Below are 15,934 nucleotides of genomic sequence, written 5' to 3' on the forward strand. Positions count from 1 at the left end.
CACCGAGGAACGTCCGGGCTCCACAGGGCAGGGCGGTGGGTAACACCCACCCGGAGCGATCCGCGAGACAGTGCCACAGAGAGCAGACCGCCCGCCGTCTTCGGCGGGTAAGGGTGAAAGGGTGGTGTAAGAGACCACCGGGGCCGTGGTGACACGACCCGCACGGCAAACCTCGCCCGGAGCAAGGCCAGACAGGGGATGACGACGCGGCCCGCCGAGTCCCCGGGTAGGCCGCTGGAGCGGCACGGCAACGTGTCGCCGAGAGAGATGACCGTCCACGGGGCTCACGCCCCCGGACAGAACCCGGCGTACAGGCCGGCCCATTCGCACCCGCCGTCGGAGGCCCCTGCCGCCGCCGATCAGGAGACGGCCAGCGCCGCGGCGCCGATGATCCCTGCGTTGTTGCGATGCACGGCGGGCGCGATCGGCGTCTGCAGGTCGAGGAGCGGCAAGAACTCCTGCGCGTGCTTAGATACGCCACCGCCCACGATGAACAGGTCGGGGCTCAGCAGGAACTCGAGGTGGCGGTAGTACCACTGCAGGCGACGGGACCATTCCGCCCAGCCGAGCGCATCGCGTTCCATCGCCGAGTACGCCGCCCACGCCTCGGCATCCTTCTTGTGGCCGGCGCGCTGGAGGTGGCCGAGTTCCGAGTTCGGAATGAGCGTGCCGTTGTGGAGCATTGCGGTTCCGATTCCGGTGCCGAGCGTCGTGAGGATGACGAGACCCTCCTGGTCGGCGGCGGCTCCATAACGGAGTTCGGCGACGCCGGCGACATCCGCATCGTTGGCGAAGTGGATCTCCCGCCCGAGACCGTCCTCGAAGAACCGCTCTGCCTCGAACCCGATCCAGGCGTCCGACACGTTCGCAGCCGACAGCGTCCGTCCGTGCTTGACGATGGCAGGGAACGCGACGCCGAGGGGAACGTCCGCCTCCGACACCCCGAGGGTCTCCAGCACCGTGCGCACCGCGACGAGGACATCCACCGGCTCCGCTCCCGCAGGCGTCGCGACCTTCACGCGATCGCTCAGAAGCGCACCACGTTCCAGGTCGACGAGGGCTCCCTTGATACCCGTGCCGCCGATGTCCACCCCGACTGCGCGGGTCGCCTTGCTCGCCATGGCCTCAGCCTATCGAGAGCGAACCGAGCGCTCGTTAGGATCGACCAGGACAACCGTCACAGCCCCGAGGAGGCGTCATGACCGAAGCCGACGAGAAGTACTGGTACAACCTCAAGACCGGGCGCGTCGAACGCGGTTTCGAGTCGCCGTCGGTCGATCGCGCCGGCCCGTTCGACACGGAGGCGGAGGCGGCACAAGCACCCGAGGTCATCGCGGCGAGATCGCGTGCCTGGGCCGAGGAAGAAGCACGCGAAGACGCGGCGAAGGGCGGCGCGGCGACGGACAGCGCAAGCGACTCGGGCCGATAGTCTGACATCCACGGCATCGGAGAGGACGCGATGGACAAGCAGCGGGACTTCGTACTGCGCACGATCGAGGAGCGAGGCATCAAGTTCGTGCGCCTCTGGTTCACGGACGTGATCGGCACCCTCAAATCGGTGGCGATCGCCCCCGCCGAGGTCGAGGGAGCCTTCGCCGAGGGACTGGGCTTCGACGGCTCCGCCATCGAGGGACTCACGCGGTCGTACGAGTCCGACCTGCTGGCCCATCCCGACCCCAGCACCTTCCAGACGCTTCCGTGGCGGGGTGAGATCGATCCGACCGCCCGCATGTTCTGCGACATCACGACGCCCGACGGCCAGCCGGCCGTGGCCGACCCACGACACGTCCTCAAGCGGACTCTCGCGAAGGCCGCCGATGCGGGTTTCACCTTCTACACGCACCCCGAGATCGAGTTCTACCTGCTGAAGTCCTCGTCGTTCGGACCGGGCGGGCCAGAGCCGGTGGACTCGGCGGGGTACTTCGACAACGTCCCGGGAGGGACAGCGCACGACTTCCGTCGACGTTCGGTGCGGATGCTGGAGGATCTGGGCATCTCCGTCGAGTACAGCCACCACGAAGGCGGGCCCGGACAGAACGAGATCGATCTCCGGTACGCCGACGCCCTGGCGACGGCGGACAACATCATGACGTTCCGCACGGTCGTCAAGGAAGTGGCGATCGAGCAGGGTGTCTACGCGACGTTCATGCCGAAGCCCCTGAGCGGCCATCCCGGCAGCGGCATGCACACGCATATGTCCCTCTTCGAGGGCGACGTCAACGCGTTCTATGAGGAGGGTGCGCAGTACCAGCTGTCGCAGACCGGGCGACAGTTCATCGCCGGCCTCCTCCGCCACGCCAATGAGATCGCCGCCGTCACGAACCAGTTCGTCAACTCCTACAAGCGCTTGTGGGGCGGGGACGAGGCTCCCAGCTTCATCTGTTGGGGGCACAACAACCGGTCCGCCCTCGTTCGCGTGCCGATGTACAAGCCCAAAAAGGGGCAGTCGACGCGCGTGGAGTACCGCGCTCTCGACTCGGCCGCCAACCCGTACCTGTCCTTCGCCCTCATGCTCGCCGCCGGGCTCAAGGGCATCGAAGAGGGATACGAGCTCCCCGCCGAGGCCGAAGACAACGTGTGGTCGCTGACCGACGCCGAGCGTCGCGCCCTCGGGTATGAGGCGTTGCCGGCGAGCCTCGATCACGCCCTGGAGTACATGGAGGAGTCCGAACTGGTCGCCGAGACCCTCGGCGAGCAGGTCTTCAACTACGTCCTGCTCAACAAGCGCCGCGAATGGCAGGAGTACCGCGCCCAGGTCACCCCGTTCGAGCTGAAGAGCAACCTGGAGATGCTGTAGGTCTCATGTCGGCGCACGCGCGATCGTCATCGCTGACGGGACTCGCACGCGCGGGGTTCAGCGAGCTCGGGCAGGCCGACGCGTTGCTCGATGAGCTGTCTTCGCTGGTCGGCGTCGCGAGAGAGGACATCGCGCGCGAGGCGGGAAGCGCCGCCGATCCCGACGCGGCCCTGTCCGCCCTCGTCCGCGTCGCCCGTCGCTCCGCCGACGAGGTCCGCGCCGTTCTCGAACGTGAGCCGCGGGCGGCCTGGTCGCTCCTGGGCGCCTCGGACGGCTTCGCGGACTTCTACCTCCGCCACCCCGAGGAGCTCCGGGATCTCGGATACCGATCGGCGCTGCCGACGGCTCAAGAGCTGCGCGACGAGCTCCTGGCCGCCGTCGAGTCCGACGACGCAGGCTTTGCGGCGCGGGGCGACGAGGAGGCGTGGGTGGCGCTGCGCGTGCGGTACCGACGCCTGGTCGCTCGCATCGCCGTGTACGACCTCGCCGCCCCCGACGCCACCGAGGTGCTGGCCGAGGTGGCCGCGTCGCTCGCCGACGCCGCCGCGGCTGCGCTGGAGGCGTCGCTGAGCGTCGCGCGCACGCGGATCTCGGGACGGGCGGGGGTCGGCGGCCTGTTCCCCCGAGAAGAGGTCGCCGCGGCGCGGCTGGCCATCATCGGAATGGGAAAGACCGGAGCCCGTGAGCTCAACTACGTCAGCGACGTCGACGTCATCTTCGTCGGTGGCACGGCCGCCACGGACGGCGAGGGGCTGAGCGAGAGCCGAGCGATCGACATCGCGACCCGCCTCGCCGTTCAGACCATGCGCGGCATCTCCGGCATGGAGATCGAGCCGCCTCTGTGGGAGGTGGACGCCAACCTGCGTCCGGAAGGCAAGCAGGGTGCGTTGGTCCGAAGCCTCGATTCACACCTGTCGTACTACGAGAGGTGGGCCAAGAGCTGGGAGTTCCAGGCGCTCCTGAAGGCGCGCGCGATCGCGGGCGACGCGTCGCTCGGCGAGGCGTATGTCTCCGCGGTCCAACCGAAGGTCTGGACGAGCGCCGCTCGGGAGAACTTCGTCGACAGCGTCCAACGCATGCGGGAGCGGGTGACCGAGCACATCCCTTCGGGGGAGGTGGCCTATCAGCTCAAGCTCGGACCGGGCGGGATCCGCGACGTCGAGTTCACCGTCCAGTTGCTGCAGTTGGTTCACGGGCTCGCCGACGAAAACGTGCGTCAACGCGGGACGCTCTCGGCGTTGGAGGCGCTGGTCGCGGAGGGCTACATCGGCCGCTCTGAGGCCGCGACGTTCTCGCATCACTACCGCGCGCTGCGCGTGCTCGAGCATCGCCTCCAGCTGGCTGGGCTGCGCCGGACGCACCTGATGCCGTCGACGCCGGAGGGACTGCGCACCCTCGCGCGCGCCTCCCGTCTGGCCGAGACCGGCCCCGCCGTCTGGGAGCTCTGGGAGTCGATCAAGCGCGAAGTCCGCGAGATTCACGTCCGTCTCTTCTATCGACCGTTGCTGTCCGCCGTGGCAGCCCTCCCCGCCGACGAACAGACGCTCTCGGCGCAGGCCGCCCATGACCGCCTCGCCGCGATCGGCTTCCGCGACCCCGCGGGCGCTCTCCGCCACATCGGTTCCCTCACCAGCGGGATCAGCCGAAAGGCGACCATCCAGCGGCACCTCATGCCCGTGATGATCCGATGGTTCGCCGACGGCGTCGACCCGGATTACGGGCTCTTGGCCTTCCGTCGGGTCAGCGAGCGCCTCGGCGACACCCCATGGTTCCTCCGCATGCTGCGCGACTCGGCGGGGGCCGCCGAGCGTCTCACGCGCGCACTGTCGGGTTCGAGGTACGTGGGCGAGCTGATGGAGTGGATTCCCGAGTCCGTCGCCTGGCTCGACGCCGACGAGCAACTGCGTCCGCGTTCGGGAGTCGTCCTCCAAGACGAGGCCCGCGCCATCCAGACACGCCAGCGTTCCATCGACGACGCCATGAGTGCCGTCCGCGCCCTCCGCCGCCGGGAACTGCTGAGACTGGCGCTGGCCGCGATCCTCGACACCGTCACGATCGAAGAGCTGGCGCAGGCGCTCACGACGATCAGCGAAGTGACGATCCAGGCAACGCTCCGGGCCGTTCGCAGAGAAGTGGTGCCGGAGGAGGACGCCGACCTCGATTTCGCGGTGATCGCGATGGGACGCTTCGGCGGAGCAGAGCTGGGGTTCGGATCCGACGCCGATGTCATGTACGTCTATGAGCCCAACGGCGTCGAGGCGCACCGGGCTCAGGAGCTGGCTCTGCAGATCGTCGCGGGACTGCGCACCTATTCCGAGGACCACCGCCTGCCCTTCGAGCTCGACGCCGATCTCCGCCCGGAAGGACGCAACGGACCGATGGCGCGTTCGCTCGAGTCCTACGCGGCCTATTACCGGCGGTGGTCGCTGTCGTGGGAGGCGCAAGCGCTCCTTCGCGCTCGGGGAGTCGCGGGGAGCACGAAGCTCATCGGACGCTTTATGGCCCTCGCCGACGACGTGCGCTATCCGGCGAGCGTGGATCCACAGGCGCTGCGAGAGATCAAGCGCATCAAGGCACGCGTGGAGAACGAGCGACTGCCCCAAGGGGGTGACCGCAGCCGTCACCTCAAGCTGGGCCCGGGCGGACTCAGCGACGTCGAGTGGCTCGTCCAGATCCTCCAACTGGAGCATGCACACCGCCTACCGGGCCTGCGCACGACCTCCACGATCGACGCGCTCTCTGCGGCGCGCGACGCAGGACTGGTGCCAGATGCGGCGGCCGACCGGCTCGCCGCGAGCTGGCGGCTCGCCAGTCGACTGCGGTCGGCGAACACCCTCCTTTCCGGACAGACCAGCGACGTGCTTCCTGTGGACCGCGCAAAGCTCGACGGAATCGGGCGCCTGCTCGAGTATCCGCCGCGGTCCGCCACCCTCGTCGAAGAAGAGTGGCTGCGCCGCTCGCGCCGGGCTCGCCGGGTGTTCGAGAAGCTCTTCTACGGCTGACCGGGAGGCGGCATCGCCCGACCGATAGCATCGGCAGAGACATGCCCCGCTTCCTTCACCGCGCACTGCGCCCCTCCGTCATCGCCGCCATGCTCGTCATCGCGCTCCTTTCTGGTGGTGCTGTCCCCGCCGCCGCGGCGCAGGCACCCCTGCCCGGGAACATCCGCGATGGCGGATATCTCATCAGCGATGCCGAGTTCTTCTCCGCGCGATCGATGACGGCGGCTCAGGTGCAGACCTTCCTCCGTGCACGTGTGACGACCTGTAAAGCCACCGCGGGGGCGCCGAGGTGCCTCAAGGACTTCGTGGCCGACGTCCCCGCACGCGCAGCTGACGCCTACTGCAGCGCGATGCCGAAACAGACCAAGGCGCGGGCGGCCGACATCATCACGAGCGTTGCCGTGGCCTGTGGGATCAATCCGCGAGTGATCCTGGTCATGCTGCAGAAGGAGCAGGGTCTCGTGACCGCGACCGCCCCGAGCGCATGGGCCTACCGCGCGGCGATGGGTCAGGACTGCCCCGACACCGCGCCGTGTTCGGCAGCGGCGGCGGGGTTCGTCAACCAGGTGTATCTCGGCGCCCGTCAGATGCAGATCTACACCAAGAAGCCGTCCTCGTTCCGCTATCGCGCGGGGCAGACGAACACGATCAAGTGGCATCCCGATGCCGCCTGCGGAGACTCCCGTGTGTTCATCAAGAACCAGGCCACCGCGAACCTGTACAACTACACGCCGTACCGGCCCAACATCTCAGCCCTCGCGGCAGGCTACGGATCCGGCGACCCGTGCTCCAGCTACGGCAACCGGAACTTCTACAACTACTACGTCGACTGGTTTGCGAAGGGCGTGAAGACCACGACGGGCGCGCCGTCGACGATCGGCGCCTGCACGGCTCCGGCGCGCGCCGAGATCCTCTCGCGGGCGGACGTCGCAACCGTCATCGCGAATGCGACGACCGTTCGCACCGCGCCCTCCACGACCTGCGCGAGGGGGCGGTTGTCGGTGGCGAAGGGCACGTCCTACATCCTCACCGGCTCGTACGCCGGCTGGTGGCGCCTCCAGGACGACAAGGGTGCGGTGCTGTGGACCTTCGCTCCGAATGCACGGGTGACGAAGCTGACTCCGCCACCGGTACCCGGCCCCGTCGGTCCCTTGGCACCGAAGGTCCCCTCCGCACGCCGCTGAGAAGGGGCACGTCCGGCGACGCACCCCCTCGGACGGGAAGAGCCCCCGGAGGTGATCCTCCGAGGGCTCTTCCGCGACAGGCTTCTGTCAGACGCCGAAGTACAGCTCGTACTCGAACGGGTGCGGACGCGCCGCGAGAGGCTTGATCTCGTTCTCGATCTTGTACTCGATCCAGGTCTCGATCAGCTCGGGCGTGAACACGCCACCCGCGAGCAGGAACTCGTGGTCGGCACGCAGCGCCTCGAGCGAGTCCAGCAGCGAGTTCGGCACCTGCGGGATGTTCTTGGCCTCCTCGGGCGGAAGCTCGTAGAGGTCCTTGTCCACGGGCTCGTGCGGCTCGATGCGGTTCTTGATGCCGTCCAGACCGGCCATCATCTGCGCCGCGAAGGCGAGGTAGGGGTTTCCCGAGGCGTCGGGCGCGCGGAACTCGATGCGCTTCGCCTTGGGGTTGGACCCCGTGATGGGGATGCGGATGGCAGCCGAGCGGTTGCCGGCCGAGTAGACGAGGTTCACCGGCGCCTCGTAGCCCTTGACGAGACGCTTGTAGGAGTTCAGCGTCGGGTTGGTGAATGCCAGGACGGCGGGAGCGTGCGCGAGCAGGCCGCCGATGTACCAGCGAGCGGTGTCGGAGAGGCCTCCGTAGCCCTTCTCGTCGTAGAAGAGCGGCTGGCCGTTCAGCCACAGCGACTGGTGCGTGTGCATGCCCGATCCGTTGTCGCCGAAGAGCGGCTTGGGCATGAAGGTCGCGACCTTGCCCCACTGCTCGGCGACGTTCTTGACGATGTACTTGAACTTCAGGATGTCGTCGGCCGCGTGCACCATGGTGTCGAAGCGGTAGTTGATCTCCTGCTGTCCACCGGTGCCGACCTCGTGGTGAGCCCGCTCGAGGTGCAGGCCCGCGTCGATGAGGTGCAGCGAGATGTCGTCGCGAAGGTCGGCCGTCTTGTCGACGGGGGAGACGGGGAAGTAGCCGCCCTTGTAGGGGGTCTTGTTGGCGAGGTTGCCGCCTTCTTCCTCACGGCCGGTGTTCCACGCGCCCTCTTCGGAGTCGACGCTGTAGAAGCTGGCGTTCTGCGTCACCGAGTAGCGGACGTCGTCGAAGATGTAGAACTCGGCCTCGGGAGCGAAGAACGCCGTGTCGGCGATGCCGGTCGACGCCAGGTACTTCTCCGCCTTCTTGGCGACCTGACGCGGGTCCTTCGCGTAGATCTCACCGTTGCGCGGGTTGTAGATGTCGAAGACCATCACGAGCGTCTTGGCCTCGCGGAACGGGTCGAGGTAGGCCGTGGAGACGTCGGGGATCAACTGCATGTCGGACTCGTGGATGTTCGCAAACCCACGGATCGAGGAGCCGTCGAAGAGCTGACCGACGGTGAAGAACTCCTCGTCGACGGTCGAAGCGGGGATGTTGAAGTGCTGCTGCACACCCGGAAGATCCGTGAAACGGATGTCGAGGAACTTGACGTCCTCGTCCTTGATGTACTTGAGCACCTCGGATGAATCTTTGAACATGGAGTCTCCAAGATCGGGTGGGTATCGGCCTGACGCTGCCAGGCTCCTCCCGAACCTAGCGAGGGCGGGTTGCCCGGCAGTATCTCCTGTGTTTCGGGCATGTTACACGGACGCCGATACGCTGGAGCGGTGACCCCGACCGAGAACGCGTTCCCCGGCCAACGACTCGGGATGCCCATCGAGGGGAAGGGGAGCGTCGCTCGACCGGGCCGGCGGATCGCCGCGCTCGCGATCGACTGGGCATGCGCTGTCATCGTCTCGATCGCGTTCTTCTCCTACGACGCCCTCGCGACGACCGCGGTGTTCGCCATCGTCCAGGTCCTCTTCCTCCCCACGCTCGGTGGAAGTCCCGGACACCGCCTCGTCGGCTTGCGGCTGCAGCGTCTGCACGGAGGATGGGTGGGATTGTGGCGCCCGATCGTGCGGACCGCCCTCTTGGTCCTCGTGATCCCGGCCGTGATCTGGGACCCGGACCAGCGTGGGCTCCACGACAAGGCGGCCGGGACGGTCCTCATCCGCGGCTAGAGAGGATCCCTCCGACGAGGCGGATCAGCGCGGCCGCTGAGCGCGAGCCTTCATCGGGTCGATGCCCTTCGGGATCGGCAGAGACGTCACCGATTGAGATACCGAGTCCACTCGCTTGACGACAGCGGCCATCGTGACGCGATCGACCTTCTTCGGGAGCGCCTTGATGGTCGAGGCGAGCTTGCCGATCGGCACGTCGCCCTCGCCGTGGCCGATGTGCAGAACGTGGACGGGGACGCCAGAGGCCACACGCTGGACCTTCACCCGCTCGTCGTTGATGAGCCGCGTCAGCCGGCCGCGCGCGCCCTCGCCCACGATGACGACGCCGCCGCGTCCGATCACGCGGTAGACGGCATCCTGCGTCTTCGGGTTGACGCCGACGGGGGTGTCCGACGCCACCCAACGGCGACCCAGCCCCGTGGACAGGACGTGCCCCGCCGCGCCCGGGACACCGTCGATCTTCTTGTACATCGCCTTCGTGGAGATCCGGGTCAGCGTGATCATGGCCGCCAGCAGACCGAACAGCAGTCCGGTCACGCCCCACAGGATGATGCTCCACAGAGGAGCCGGCGGGATGAGGAAGCCCGCCACGACACCGAGAGCCGTACCGACGACGAGGATGGACAGCAGCACCCACGGCGTCCAGGGATAGACGTCTTTCGTGAAAGTCAGCAGGGATCGGATCTGGCTGAAGAAACCGGGCCGCTTCTCGGGTGCGGAACTGCGCGATGACATGGGCACCAGCCTACCTTCGCCGCGGCGCCGACGTCACAGCGCGCAGCTCATGCCGGTTGTGCACAGGCCGCGATCACGGACGGCGTCAAGGAGTGCGAGAGCGCGAGACTCTCCGCCATGTCCGATCCGTTGCATCCGAGTCCGCTGCGGCGGCTCGCCCCGGGAGACGCACCCTATCCCGGCGATCTCGTGGCCGGCGACCCTCCCGTGGTGTGGACCTCGGGAGCCCTGTGGCGACACGACCGCTGCTGGGACGCCAGCGAAGCCGATCACCTCCTCGCCCCCGTCGACCTCGGCCAGTCCGATGACGGTCCCCTCGTGGCGGTTCCGCATTGTCCTCATCGCCTCGGCGACTGGCTCGCCCGCCGGACGCGACTCGGCGATGGCGAGATCGTGACTCTCGGCGTCAGCATTCTGCGGGGGAGCACCTCCGCGCAGATGCGCGGAGTGGAGCGGGGCGAGTGGTGGGTGACCTCAGACGGGAGGCCGGTCCTCGCGGGGGTGGGGACGGAGGATTGGCGGCAGACGACGCGCGAGATGGTGGCCCACATCGTCGCGCGCGCCCCGAGCCACCTCGCTGAAGTGGTGAGCGACGTGTCGGGCGCGATCGCGTCGCCTGGTTCCGCTTCGGCGATCGAGGAACTCGAGGCTCGTCTGTTCGCTGGCGCAGAACCCGCACCGCTGGCCACCGAGTTCGTCTCGCTTCCCGCGCGTCACCTCGCCGCTCGCGCAGACCTGACGAGGTCCGAGGGCGCCCTCGAGCATGGTCGGCGGCTTCCTCCCGCGCTGCACGGCTTCGTCGATCACCCGATCGTCGAGCGGCTCAACCGTCTGCTCACGCGGAGCGACCACCCTCGATCGACGCACAGCGAGCGGGCGCGACCACGTACGCGCGCGCGTACGTCACGGCGCCCACTCCTGGTGGCTGCGGTTGTCATGACGGCGGTGCTCGTGATCGGAGTGAGCTGGCCCGACGGCGACACCGCGGCCGACGGCGGCACCGGGACCGCGGACGTCCCCCGCGGGCAAGCATCGTCGTCGCCGCCGACGTCTCCGCCACGCTCCGCGACGAACGACGACGCGACGGAGGAACGAACGGATGTCGCGCCGACGAGCGACGCGTCCGAGGAGAAGACATCGACGCTCGTGCACACAGCCAGCCAGCTGATCGAGACGTACGCAACGTGCGCGCCGACATGCGGCGCGGGTGTCGTGGAGGACCCTCACGACACCTTCCCGTCCGGCGTCACAGACGCCCCGGGGGCGGACCGCACGACGACGGTGGTCGAGCGTTACGGGGGAGTGGCGGTGTTGCGTGTCGAGGCTCCCGAGCACGCAGCCCAGTACGCCGTCATCGTCCGCTCCAACGACTCATGGCTGGTCCGCGACGTCTTCGATGTCGCGGACCAGCCATGACGGAGCCGGATCAGATGCCGAGCTGGCCCTCGAAGTCGGCGGCCTCGAGGCGAGACTTGACCGCCCCGAGGAATCGAGCCGCATCGGCGCCATCGATCGTGCGGTGGTCGTACGACAGCGCGAGGTACACGTACGAGCGCACCGAGATCGCGTCCTTGCCGTCCACATTCACGACGCCCGGACGCTTGACGACGACGCCCGTGCCGAGGATGGCGGACTGGGGCAGGAACACGACGGGAGTGTCGAAGAGCGCACCGCGCGAGCCGGTGTTGGTCAGGGTGAACGTGCCTCCCGCGAGCTCGTCCGGCTTGAGCTTGTTGTCACGGGTTCGCGCGGCGAGGTCGGCGATCTCGTGAGCGATCTGGGCGAGGTTCTTCGACGCGGCATCCCGCAGAACGGGAGTGAGGAGGCCGCGCTCCGTGTCGACGGCGATCGACAGGTTCTCGGTCGCCGGGTAGACGATGTCGGTGCCGTCGACCGTCGCGTTGATGATCGGGTACGCCTGCAGCGCCTCCGCGGCTGCCAGCGCGAAGAACGGCAAGAACGACAGCTTGTCGCCGGTCTTCTGCTGGAACGTGCCCTTCACGGTGTCGCGGAAGTTCGAGAGCTTCGTGACGTCGACCTCGATCACGGTCGTCAGCTGCGCCGTCTGCTGCATCGAGGCCACGGCGCGCTCGGCGAGCACCTTGCGCAGGCGCGACATCGGCTGAGTGGTTCCGCGCAGCTCCGAGATCTCTCGAGCAGGTGCGGCCGGTGCCGCGGCAGCCGGAGCGCTCGCGGGCGCTGATGCTGCACTCTCGGCGGCCTTGAGGACGTCTTCCTTACGGATCCGCCCGCCTACACCGGTGCCCGTGACCGTTGCCAGATCGACGCCCTGCTGCTGAGCGAGGCGACGCACGAGCGGGGTCACATAGGTGGGGCCATCGTCCTCGGCGTCCGCAGACGGGACGGAGGGCGAAGCCGGCGCGGGTGCCGCTGCGGGAGCGGGCGTCTGAGCCGGCGCCGGAGTAGCGGCCGGGGCGGAAGCGGCCGGAGCAGGTGCGGGCTCCGGTGCTGCCGAAGGTGCGGGCTCCGGTGCTGCAGTAGGAGCGGGCGCCGGCGTGGCGGGAGCGGCGGCCGGGGCCCCCGATCCGATGCGCGCCAGTACGGCGCCGACAGCGACCGTCTCGTCCTCACCGACGACGATCTCCTGGAGGGTTCCGGCGACGGGCGACGGGATCTCGGTGTCGACCTTGTCGGTGGAGATCTCCAGAAGCGGCTCGTCGACCGCCACGTCGTCGCCGACCTGCTTGAGCCAGCGCGTGACGGTGCCCTCGGTGACGCTCTCGCCGAGTTCGGGGAGGACGACATCCTTGGCGTCGCCGCCCGCGGTCGGGGCGGCCTGGGCAGCGGGCTGATCGTTGGCCGGTGCAGCGGGCTCCGGCTCCTGCGCGGGCTCGGCAGCCGGCTCAGCGGCTGCTTCCTCGGGCTGCTCCTGCGCGGGGGCGTCGTCGGTGCCGCCGGCGCCAGAACCGTCACCGATCTTGGCGAGGACTGCGCCGACCTCGACGGTCTCGTCCTCCTGAACCAGGATCTCCTCGATCACGCCGCTGACCGGAGACGGGATCTCGGTGTCGACCTTGTCGGTCGAGATCTCCAAGAGACCTTCGTCGGCCTGGACGGTGTCACCGACCTGCTTGAGCCAGCGGGTCACCGTACCCTCGGTGACGCTCTCGCCGAGCGCGGGGAGGACCACGGGTGTGCTCATAGGTGTGTCTCCTTTAGACGTGTCGATGTCTTCTTAAGCTTAGTGACCTGCGCGAGCGGGTCGTCAGAGGGCGTGCAGCGGCTTGCCGGCAAGAGCGAGGAACGCCTCACCCAGCGCCTCGCTCTGCGTCGGATGAGCGTGGATCAGGGGGGCGAGATCCTCCGGATGCGCCTCCCAGCCGACCGCCAGCTGCCCCTCGGTGATCAACTCTCCCACTCGGTCGCCCACGAGGTGGACACCGATGATGGGACCTTCGGCCCGGCGGACGACCTTGACGAGACCGGCTGTGCCGAGGATCTCACTCTTGCCGTTCCCGGCCAGGTTGTACTCGTAAGCCACGACGGCATCACCGTGTTCGGCTCGGGCCTGAGCCTCGGTGAGCCCCACGGAGGCCACTTCGGGGCTGCTGTAGGTCACGCGCGGGATGGTGGACTCGACGATCGGCGAGGGCGACAGCCCCGCGATGTGCTCGGCGACGAAGATGCCCTGCTGGAAGCCGCGATGGGCCAGTTGCAGGCCGAAGACGATGTCTCCCACGGCCCACACGTGCGGGACGGTGGTCTGGAGAGCGTCGTCGACGACGACGAACCCGCGGTCGAGGCGAACTCCGGCCTCCTCGAACCCGAGCCCCGAGGTCGACGGGCCGCGTCCGACCGCGACCAGGAGGTAGTCCGCCTCCAAGGCGCTGCCGTCTTCGAGCGAGACGACCACGCCCGTCTCGTTGTGCGCGACGGACGAGAAGCGCGTCCCGAGGCGAGATGTGATCCCGCGCTTGCGGAACGCACGCTCGAGGGCCTTGCTGAGAGCGACGTCCTCCTGTGGAACGAGGTGGTCCAGCGCCTCGACGATCGTGACCTCGGCCCCGAACGACCGCCACACGCTCGCGAACTCGACGCCGATCACGCCGCCGCCGAGGATGATCACGCGCTCCGGAACTTCGTCCAGAGCCAGCGCCTGCTCGCTGGTGAGAACCCGACCCTCGATCGTGATGCCGGGAAGCACCCGGCTGTAGGACCCCGTGGCGAGGACCACATCGGCACCACGATAGACGTCATCGCCGACCTGGATCGCGCGGTCCGGGAGGAGTCGCCCCTCTCCCGCGACGACGGTGACGCCGCGTGCCTTGAGGAGACCTTCCAGCCCCTTGTACTTCTTGGCGACGATCCCCTCCCGATACGAGGTCACCGCCGCGGTGTCGATGCCGACGAAAGAGGCGGAGACGCCGACGCTCGCGGCGTCTCTCACGTGATCGGCGACCTCCGCGGCGTGGAGCAGGGCCTTGGTGGGAATACAGCCGCGGTGGAGGCAGGTGCCACCCACCTTGTCCTTCTCGATGACCGCGACCGTCTTGCCGAGCTCGCGTGCGCGAAGCGCTGCGGCGTAGCCGCCGCTGCCACCCCCGAGGACGACGATGTCGAATGCGTGTTCGCTCACTGCGCGCCTCCTGAGATGAACTCGACGAGCGAGCGCACCGTCGCCGCCGTGGGGCCTTTGTCGGTGGCCCCGAAGGCCGCCTTGGTCGTCCCGGCCCCCGCGATGTCCAGATGCACCCACGGGATGCGCGGAGCGTCCTCGGCGTCGGAGGTCCGCCCGATGAAGCGGCGCAGGAACAGCCCCGCAAACAGGGACCCCCCGGCCGGATCGCCGATCTTCGCGTTCTGCAGGTCGGCGATCGGGGAGTCGAGCTCGTCCTCCATGTGATCGGGAAGGGGAAGCTGCCACGCCAGCTCGCCGGCGCGCTGCGCGGCGGCCAGATACGCCGCCACGGCGCCGTCGTCGCCCATCACGCCCGCGTAGCGGTTGCCGAGGGCGACGGTGATGGCGCCCGTGAGCGTGGCGATGTCGACGATGACATCGGGATGCGCGCGGCTGGCGGCCACGAGACCGTCCGCGAGGACCAGGCGCCCTTCCGCGTCGGTGTTGAGCACCTCGACGGTGGTGCCGTCGAGGATGCGCACCACGTCGCCCGGGCGCGTCGCCCGTCCCGAGGGCATGTTGTCGGCGATGCAGAGCCAGCCGGTCACGCGCACCGGCAGGGCGAGCTCGGCGACCGCGCGGACGACGGCGAGTGCCGTGGCGGCACCGCACATGTCGTACTTCATCCCCACCATGCTCGCGGGCGGCTTGAGTGACAGGCCGCCGGTGTCGAAGGTGATGCCCTTGCCGACGAGAGCCACATGGCGCGCACCTTCCGCATCGGCCGGCGCGTAGTCCAGTCGCACGAAGCGCGGCGGCCGATCGGATCCCTTTCCGACGCCGAGGATCCCGCCGAACCCCTGTGCAGCCAGCTCCGCCTCGTCGAGGACCTCCACGGTGACGGGGAGACCGGACAGCGCCTCGATCGCACGCTCGGCGAACTCCTGTGGCCCGAGCCACTCGGCCGGCGTGTTCACGAGGTCTTTGACGAGGGCCGAAGCGGAACCGATCGCCGCGACGGCGGCGGTGTCGTCAGCGTCGACGGGCTGGGGGCTCGAGACCACGACGCGCGCGGCACGCTGTGCGCCTCGATCCGACTTGTAGTCGTCGAAACGGTAGCCACCGAGGACGACACCCTCGCCGATCGCGCGTTCTCGTCCGACTGCGCCCGGCGCGGCGACGGCCAGCGTCGTGAAACCCGTCGTCGTCCGCACGGCGGCACCGACGGCATCTCGCAGAGCGTCCGCCGTGGGCTGCGCGCCCGTGCCGACCACGAACAGCGGACGCGTCGTCGTCTCTGGCGCGAAGACCCGCACCACCGACCCTGCGTTCCCCGTAAAGCCCAGCGCCGACAGCGAATCATCCAGCCCCGGGAAGCCCGCGAGCGCCGCGATCGCGTCGTCCAGCGGGGGGAGCGCGAGCACCCAGGCATCGGCATCGATGTCGGTCAGGGCAGCGGTGGTGTACGACAGCTCCGGGAACGGCATGCCGTCCATCCTAGTTTTGCCCCGGACGGCCGGAGGCCACCCCGCTCGACCTGTGTTCGCTGTCAGCGGCATGCGAGAGCCGTCACGCCGACCCCGCATTGCGGAGGGCTCGT

The 15,934-nt window shown here is 68.7% G+C and carries 12 protein-coding genes and 1 other RNA gene; 7 read left to right on the forward strand and 6 right to left on the reverse strand.

The window, feature by feature from the left end; all coding sequences use genetic code 11:
- Window positions 1-327: RNase P RNA component class A (gene rnpB / locus QM591_RS07285), an RNA gene on the forward strand; the annotation flags it as partial.
- Between the two features lie 32 nt (window positions 328-359).
- Here rnpB and ppgK read toward each other — a convergent pair.
- The gene (gene ppgK, locus QM591_RS07290) at window positions 360-1,121 is read right to left on the reverse strand and encodes a polyphosphate--glucose phosphotransferase (protein ID WP_415131081.1); all 762 of its coding nucleotides are present in this window, start codon (window positions 1,119-1,121) and stop codon (window positions 360-362) included.
- A 77-nt stretch (window positions 1,122-1,198) separates the two neighbouring features.
- Between ppgK and QM591_RS07295 the strand changes: the two genes are divergently transcribed.
- From QM591_RS07295 to QM591_RS07310, 4 genes are read left to right on the forward strand one after another with little or no spacing between them, the layout of a single operon-like run.
- Entirely contained in the window at window positions 1,199-1,429 is a 231-nt protein-coding gene (locus QM591_RS07295; protein WP_415131083.1) for an SPOR domain-containing protein, read from the forward strand.
- A gap of 30 nt (window positions 1,430-1,459) precedes the next feature.
- On the forward strand, window positions 1,460-2,797 hold the full coding sequence (glnA, locus tag QM591_RS07300; RefSeq protein WP_067160169.1) for a type I glutamate--ammonia ligase: 1,338 nt from the start codon (window positions 1,460-1,462) through the stop codon (window positions 2,795-2,797).
- A 5-nt stretch (window positions 2,798-2,802) separates the two neighbouring features.
- The gene (locus QM591_RS07305) at window positions 2,803-5,799 is read left to right on the forward strand and encodes a bifunctional [glutamine synthetase] adenylyltransferase/[glutamine synthetase]-adenylyl-L-tyrosine phosphorylase (protein WP_415131086.1); all 2,997 of its coding nucleotides are present in this window, start codon (window positions 2,803-2,805) and stop codon (window positions 5,797-5,799) included.
- Window positions 5,800-5,840: 41 nt separating this feature from the next.
- A complete protein-coding gene (locus tag QM591_RS07310; protein ID WP_415131088.1) occupies window positions 5,841-6,983 on the forward strand; it encodes a hypothetical protein in 1,143 nt (380 codons plus the stop codon).
- Between the two features lie 87 nt (window positions 6,984-7,070).
- Here QM591_RS07310 and glnA (QM591_RS07315) read toward each other — a convergent pair whose 3' ends face one another.
- Window positions 7,071-8,495, reverse strand: coding sequence for a type I glutamate--ammonia ligase (gene glnA / locus QM591_RS07315; RefSeq protein ID WP_067160161.1), 1,425 nt, complete (start codon window positions 8,493-8,495; stop codon window positions 7,071-7,073).
- 99 nt (window positions 8,496-8,594) lie between these two features.
- Between glnA (QM591_RS07315) and QM591_RS07320 the strand changes: the two genes are divergently transcribed.
- Window positions 8,595-9,020 (forward strand): RDD family protein, encoded by a 426-nt coding sequence (locus QM591_RS07320; protein WP_415131090.1) that lies wholly within the window; start codon window positions 8,595-8,597, stop codon window positions 9,018-9,020.
- A gap of 24 nt (window positions 9,021-9,044) precedes the next feature.
- Here QM591_RS07320 and QM591_RS07325 read toward each other — a convergent pair whose 3' ends face one another.
- Window positions 9,045-9,755 carry a DUF4191 domain-containing protein gene (locus tag QM591_RS07325; protein WP_415131092.1) on the reverse strand — a complete coding sequence of 237 codons (711 nt, stop codon included), beginning with the start codon at window positions 9,753-9,755 and terminating at the stop codon, window positions 9,045-9,047.
- Between the two features lie 117 nt (window positions 9,756-9,872).
- On the opposite strand from QM591_RS07325, the gene QM591_RS07330 reads away from it, so the two are divergent.
- Entirely contained in the window at window positions 9,873-11,171 is a 1,299-nt protein-coding gene (locus QM591_RS07330; RefSeq protein ID WP_415131094.1) for a hypothetical protein, read from the forward strand.
- 10 nt (window positions 11,172-11,181) lie between these two features.
- Here QM591_RS07330 and sucB read toward each other — a convergent pair whose 3' ends face one another.
- The 3 genes from sucB to QM591_RS07345 form a co-directional block, all read right to left on the reverse strand.
- Window positions 11,182-12,918 (reverse strand): 2-oxoglutarate dehydrogenase, E2 component, dihydrolipoamide succinyltransferase, encoded by a 1,737-nt coding sequence (gene sucB / locus QM591_RS07335; RefSeq protein ID WP_415131096.1) that lies wholly within the window; start codon window positions 12,916-12,918, stop codon window positions 11,182-11,184.
- Window positions 12,919-12,981: 63 nt separating this feature from the next.
- Window positions 12,982-14,352: a dihydrolipoyl dehydrogenase gene (gene lpdA, locus QM591_RS07340; protein ID WP_415131098.1), complete on the reverse strand. Its 1,371-nt coding sequence runs from the start codon at window positions 14,350-14,352 to the stop codon at window positions 12,982-12,984.
- The gene (locus QM591_RS07345; protein WP_415131100.1) at window positions 14,349-15,821 is read right to left on the reverse strand and encodes a leucyl aminopeptidase; all 1,473 of its coding nucleotides are present in this window, start codon (window positions 15,819-15,821) and stop codon (window positions 14,349-14,351) included. Before QM591_RS07345 ends, lpdA begins: the two co-directional genes overlap by 4 nt.
- Window positions 15,822-15,934: the final 113 nt, after the last annotated feature.

Origin of the sequence: Microbacterium sp. (genome assembly GCF_047607225.1) — a bacterium.
GTDB lineage: Bacteria > Actinomycetota > Actinomycetes > Actinomycetales > Microbacteriaceae > Microbacterium.